The organism is Microseira wollei NIES-4236 (assembly GCF_020521235.1).
Taxonomy (GTDB): domain Bacteria; phylum Cyanobacteriota; class Cyanobacteriia; order Cyanobacteriales; family Aerosakkonemataceae; genus Microseira; species Microseira wollei.
Map to the genome: position 1 here is coordinate 1 of NZ_BLAY01000335.1, position 5,119 is coordinate 5,119.

5 protein-coding genes are annotated in these 5,119 nt (G+C 49.1%); 1 reads left to right on the forward strand and 4 read right to left on the reverse strand.

What is annotated here, in order from left to right; translation table 11 throughout:
• Nucleotides 1-181: 181 nt before the first annotated feature.
• Complete coding sequence (locus MiSe_RS47570; RefSeq protein WP_226594184.1) at nucleotides 182-610, forward strand: helix-turn-helix domain-containing protein; 429 nt, start codon at nucleotides 182-184, stop codon at nucleotides 608-610.
• On the opposite strand, the gene MiSe_RS47575 is transcribed toward MiSe_RS47570, so the two are convergent.
• The 4 genes from MiSe_RS47575 to MiSe_RS47590 all read right to left on the reverse strand — a co-directional run.
• Nucleotides 594-3,461 carry a family 10 glycosylhydrolase gene (locus MiSe_RS47575; protein ID WP_226594188.1) on the reverse strand — a complete coding sequence of 956 codons (2,868 nt, stop codon included), beginning with the start codon at nucleotides 3,459-3,461 and terminating at the stop codon, nucleotides 594-596. The two genes, MiSe_RS47570 and MiSe_RS47575, sit on opposite strands and share 17 nt — an antisense overlap.
• Before the next feature lie 293 nt (nucleotides 3,462-3,754).
• Nucleotides 3,755-3,922 (reverse strand): photosystem II assembly protein Psb34, encoded by a 168-nt coding sequence (psb34, locus tag MiSe_RS47580; protein WP_226594192.1) that lies wholly within the window; start codon nucleotides 3,920-3,922, stop codon nucleotides 3,755-3,757.
• A 295-nt stretch (nucleotides 3,923-4,217) separates the two neighbouring features.
• Complete coding sequence (locus MiSe_RS47585; protein ID WP_226594197.1) at nucleotides 4,218-4,376, reverse strand: hypothetical protein; 159 nt, start codon at nucleotides 4,374-4,376, stop codon at nucleotides 4,218-4,220.
• Between the two features lie 301 nt (nucleotides 4,377-4,677).
• A partial coding sequence (locus tag MiSe_RS47590) for a hypothetical protein (protein ID WP_226594200.1) occupies nucleotides 4,678-5,119 on the reverse strand: 442 nt, incomplete at its 5' end.

The following is a 5,119-nucleotide window of genomic DNA, read 5'->3' on the forward strand; positions in this document are numbered from 1 at the left end:
CGTCTCGCCTGCTATGACTTACGGGCAAGATGCCCATGCCACAAGAAAAATTCATCTGTTGTGGGGTAGGCGTCTCGCCTGCTATGACTTACGGGCAAGATGCCCATGCCACAAGAAAAATTCATCTCTTGTGGCGTAGGCGTCTCGCCTGCTATGACTTACGGGCAAGAGGACTGGAAAAATGATCGGTGGTACAGGTAGCACTAGCGCTGACATCGAATTGCTCAAAACCTTTCCGCCTCGTCCGATCAATTCTGAGGAGGAATTACTAGCAACTCAAAAAGTAATTGACTCGCTGATAGATCGGAACGAATTAACACCAGACGAACAAGATTACCTCAATGTTTTGGGTACTCTAGTCTACGAATACGAACAAAAACACGAAACCATACCCGATATTTTTGGAGTCGAGTTACTCCAAGCTTTAATAGATGAATTCGATCTGCGACAAAAAGATTTAGTTCCTATCTTTAAAACTGAATCTATTGTATCAGCCGTGCTCAACGGTCAGCGCCAGCTTACAGTCGAGCATATTCGCAAACTCGCCGATTTTTTCCAGATCTCTCCTGCTGCTTTCTTTGAGATGCGATCGCCTACTGTTGAGCGTTAGGTGTATTTTGCCGATTTATCAAAATCCGTTCTCCATAATTAAGCAGTCTTTCCATACTCAATAACCGATTTTCCCAAGTTTGAACTTGATACCAATTTTGCGTTGTATGCAAGCTCATCCACATGGGAAACTGGGTGCGAAAGGTTGTTAAAGATTGCCTTGCTGCTGCAAAATTACTGGCGTTTGGTTCTTGCGCTAACTTATTCAAAGCTGTGGCAAGCTCTTCTGTTTTGCTAGTCCAATTTGAACGAGCTATTTCCAATCGCAGTTGATTGGTATCTAGGAGAAAATTCCATTCTTGGGATAAGCTACCAAAACGCGCAGCAGCGGCGGCGAAAGGTTGGCGGAAAGGAATCGGTTCTTTTGTATTTCCTTGCCTTATCCCTTGGGTGCGACTGAGGATTGCTTGCAAGTTGTTGCCGAAATGTTCTAATGCAAATAAAGAGTAACCGCCGCTTGGCAGATCTCTTACTAGCTGAATTTGATCGATTGCTCCGACTTCGGGTAATCTCAATAAATAGATTCCTGGGGATATCAAACTAGAACCTAAATTTGTATGTTTGAGCCAAGGTTGTGCTAATTGTTGGAAGCGATTGGTATCGGGAGCATAGGTCATGGGGACAATTAAATCTACATCGCCTTGACGCGCCCAAACTTCCCAATTTTGCTGTAATTTTTGAATGCGTTCTTGTTCTGGATAGCCGAAAACTGCGACGGATAGAATTAAATTAGATCGACGCTGGCGCAGCATTTGGGAAACTTCGGCGACAAAGGAATTGATTTGGGTGGTGCGAAACTCCGTCCATTGTTGCCAGCGGGTGCGATCGCGCAGGGAAATCCGTATCGGATCGACGCCATATTGCTGTTGAAATTGCTCGCGCGCCGCCCTACCATAACCGTATATCCTACCCGCCCCAGGGTCTTGAAACGGATAGCGAATGTAATCCAATTGCAATCCATCCACGTTATAGCGGGTGACTATTTCTTCAAACAATCGCATTAAATATTGCCGCACTTCTGGATTCGCCGGATCTAAAAACGGCTTCGTTTGTCCAATGGGAATAATATTCCCCCGATTATCATAATTCGCCCAACTGGGATTAGCTGTAAGCACCGGACCAAGATAATTCGCAGGTTGTCCCACAATCGTATTGTGAATTTGGTTCCCCGCCGCAAATGTCCACACCCAAGCGTGCAATTCCATTCCCCGCGCATGGGCTAATTTAACCGCAGATGCTAAGGGGTCCCAACCTCTAACGAGCGGGTTTTGTTCGGGTGCGACTTGTGAGGGATAAATCGGATATCCAGCGTTAACGGTTTCAAAGAAAATTGTATTAATTCCAGCCGCCGCCAGTTGGTCAAAAATTCTCGCCAATCCCTGTTCCGAACCTGCTTCAATAATAGAACCACGGTCGAGCCAAATCGCCCGAATTTCCGCTTGAGCGTTAGGTCGATCGATGGGATAAAGATTCCATAAATTTTGACGCGCTTGCAGCCATTGTTGGCGAGCATTAGCGTAGTCTCGGCTAGCAATTAATCGGGGTAAATTTTGCAGTAATTCTCGTGCAGATTGAATTGCTGCGGGTGGGGAAGGTTGCGTGCTAAGTGAAACAGTAGAAGCAACCGTTGCAATCGGTGTTGCAGGGGATGCGACGAAAGAATCATCGGTTTTTCCAGTACTTCCCTGCGCCTCTGCTACCCTAAGAGCGCCACGGTTAGCGGTATTGGCGGCTAAAAGGGCGCTTTCCACGCGACCAATTAGATTTTCTAACTCTTGGCGCATTGCGATCGCTTCCCCCGAACTAATTCTTTGCCCCCCCGGTCTAAACCGAATTCCCGCCGCCGCCACCTCTTGCGTCGGATCGTTCCTTCTCCGAGGGGTGGGTGCAGGCGTTTGTCGAGTCACAGTTTGCCGAGTTGGCGTCCCCTGTTGCACAGTAGAAACCGGCAACTGAGGACTAGCAACTCTCCCCTGCACCTGGGCCCCCCTGCTCACCTGCTCCCCTGCCTCAATAAAAGACCCCGTTCCTAGTATTCTGGGTGGGGTTTGAGGGGATTGTCTGGTAGTGGCAGAAGCTCTGGCAATCGCTCCCGGAGGCACGCAGTTGCCGCTAGCAGCGCCCTGACTCGCAACGGTCGTCCCCCCCCCTGGACGATTGCCGTAACGGCTCATAGCGGCTTTTAGCCAGCCCAGATCGAGTGTTGGAGCGGCCACTGTATCCACGCCCCAGCGCCAACCAAAAAAGGTCGTCCGGTTGGTGGTAACAACGGCGGGTGGGGTATCGGGACCGCTCCAAGTGGCTGCGGTTTGGCTGTTTAACCCGGTGGGAACCACAACGCCGCCGTGGATTGTCCCAGCGAGGTCGCGAGTCACCCATTCTTGGGTGCGGGTACGCAAAGGCTGTACCATAGTAGGTTCGGAGAGGGGAAACGCCCAGTAAGCGCCTAGCATACTTCGCAATAGCTGGCGCACGCCGGGAGCGGAAAGGTTTCCTACCGGACCTGAGACGATAACGCGACCGCCTTTGCTCATCCACGCTTCTAGAGCGATCGCTTGTTCCTGGGTCAAGGTTTCCACGTTGGGCAAAAATAGCACCGCTGGCCCTGCTAAATCTGCCTGGGATCTGATATTTTGCAAGTCAACAACGCAGTAGGGAACGCCGCTAGCATTGAGGCGGTTGATAATTCCTCCCCATTGCGTGGCATTTTCTTGACTTCTGACTACCCCTAGTCGTGCTTGTTGAGCGATCGCCCTTACGGGTATCACCAGAACAGCAATCGGCAAAAGAAACGAAAAACAGACTTTGATTTGTTTAGCTTTTGCAATTGCTTTATTTTTATCGCTCCTCACGCCTCACTCCTCATCCACCACCAAGTACCTATTTTTACACTGCGCGAGTTTAGATGCTGTAAATTGATCGTTTCTGAACAAGGCGTTGAAACATTCCTGTTTGAAGAGTTGATCGTCGGTCAGAATGTCAACAATGTTCAATAGTTGCAAATAAATATCCAGAGCATGGCTGGATAAGCACGCTGGCAACGCTTTCCCCTCAAACAGCAAAAACCCCAGCTGGCAGGCTGGAGTTGAGAGAAGAGGCAGAAATTCAATGAGCGTTCAGTTAATTCTGGTGAAAATTCTTGTTTCTAGCTGACGCCCAACGCGATCAAAACCATCGCGCTAGCGATCAAAAAGCCTACTGCACCTTGAAGGGCATAGCGCCGTTGCTGTTCTGGTGAGGGGTATTCTGCATAGTAAATCTGGGGTTCAACAGCGTAGTTGTTGAGCAGACCTTCGTTGTCGGTGGTGTACATAGTTTGTTCTCTGCTATTTGTTAACTTATGTAAATTACTGTAACGAAATATTTACTAAACGTCAAGAGTTTGACGCGATTGTGCTATGAGTCTTGCTTTGAGCAGTCATAGGCTGAGCTGAACAAAGCGCAGACGCGCACGCTAGGCAAACGCGATCGCTCCCCCAATCAATCTGGGTCAGTGCGATCGCGCCCGCACAGTCTAAACTTTTTCCCTAGGGCTGATAGCTGATTTCTGCACAGAACAAATTCCAGCGAATCACTGGACATTGCTGGACAATTTGAAGGGCAGATAGCTACTCTAGGTACTTGTCGATTAGGGCGATGAGTTGAGCGATCGCCTTCTGTTCTTGTAAAAGCAGTTCCTTGATTTGGCGCATCTGCTCTTGATTTGGCGGACGGTGTACTAAATCATCCACGAAGTCCAACAGCGGCGATCGCCAGCTGCGACTCAAGGCAGCTGCGGAAGGGAGGCATATCGCAACGAACTGCCAATATAACAGCGATCGCCAGCACTGCTGCTACTTTCGTTGTTACCAACTTTGATCCAATTGAGATCTGGCACCATTCTCAATCAGCCTCAAAACCCCCCCGGAAATAAATTTCCGTTGCTCATAGCAAAAGTCCATTAAAATGGACTGAAATCCATGCCATGTTAGGGTTAAGTCCTCTTAAGAGGACTTAAGCTGCTCGCTGTGGGAATTTATTCCCTGGCGGGTTATTGCGACTGGTGCGAGATCTCAGATCCCAGACAGATCAGCTGGTGCGACCGAGCGGGATTCGCTTAGTCACAATGCTCATGACTTCGCCTGGATTGGGCGCAGGCATAAGAAAACTCCACTCGCTCACCTGAGCAAAATTGAGTCTGTAAAGCCAACGAATTGTGTAATTGACGCCATAATGTGAGCCAAAAACCATTACCCTCACAACTTCATAGCCATCAGAGGGAACTGGCTGTTTGTCCACACCAGGAATAAACGACGGCAAAGTATCGCCTTCTCCAGGCACGAGCGAGCGAGTTTGTGCGTAAACCAATTGCGGCGGGTAAAGGTGCAATATTCCCCGCACGGTGATTAAAGTCGGCGACTCCCTTACAAGAGCCGCTGCTCTCCAGAACGGAACGTGATACTTTCGCATCATTCCGCTCCTCATTTGTCCGCTTCCATGACATTGGAGCAAGCCAAGACTGACATCATTG

Bases quoted from the DNA above. Each gene is read 5' to 3' on its own strand.
- MiSe_RS47570 (WP_226594184.1), top strand. From the start codon at position 182: ATGATCGGTGGTACAGGTAGCACTAGCGCTGACATCGAATTGCTCAAA.
- psb34 (WP_226594192.1), bottom strand. From the start codon at position 3,922: ATGTACACCACCGACAACGAAGGTCTGCTCAACAACTACGCTGTTGAA.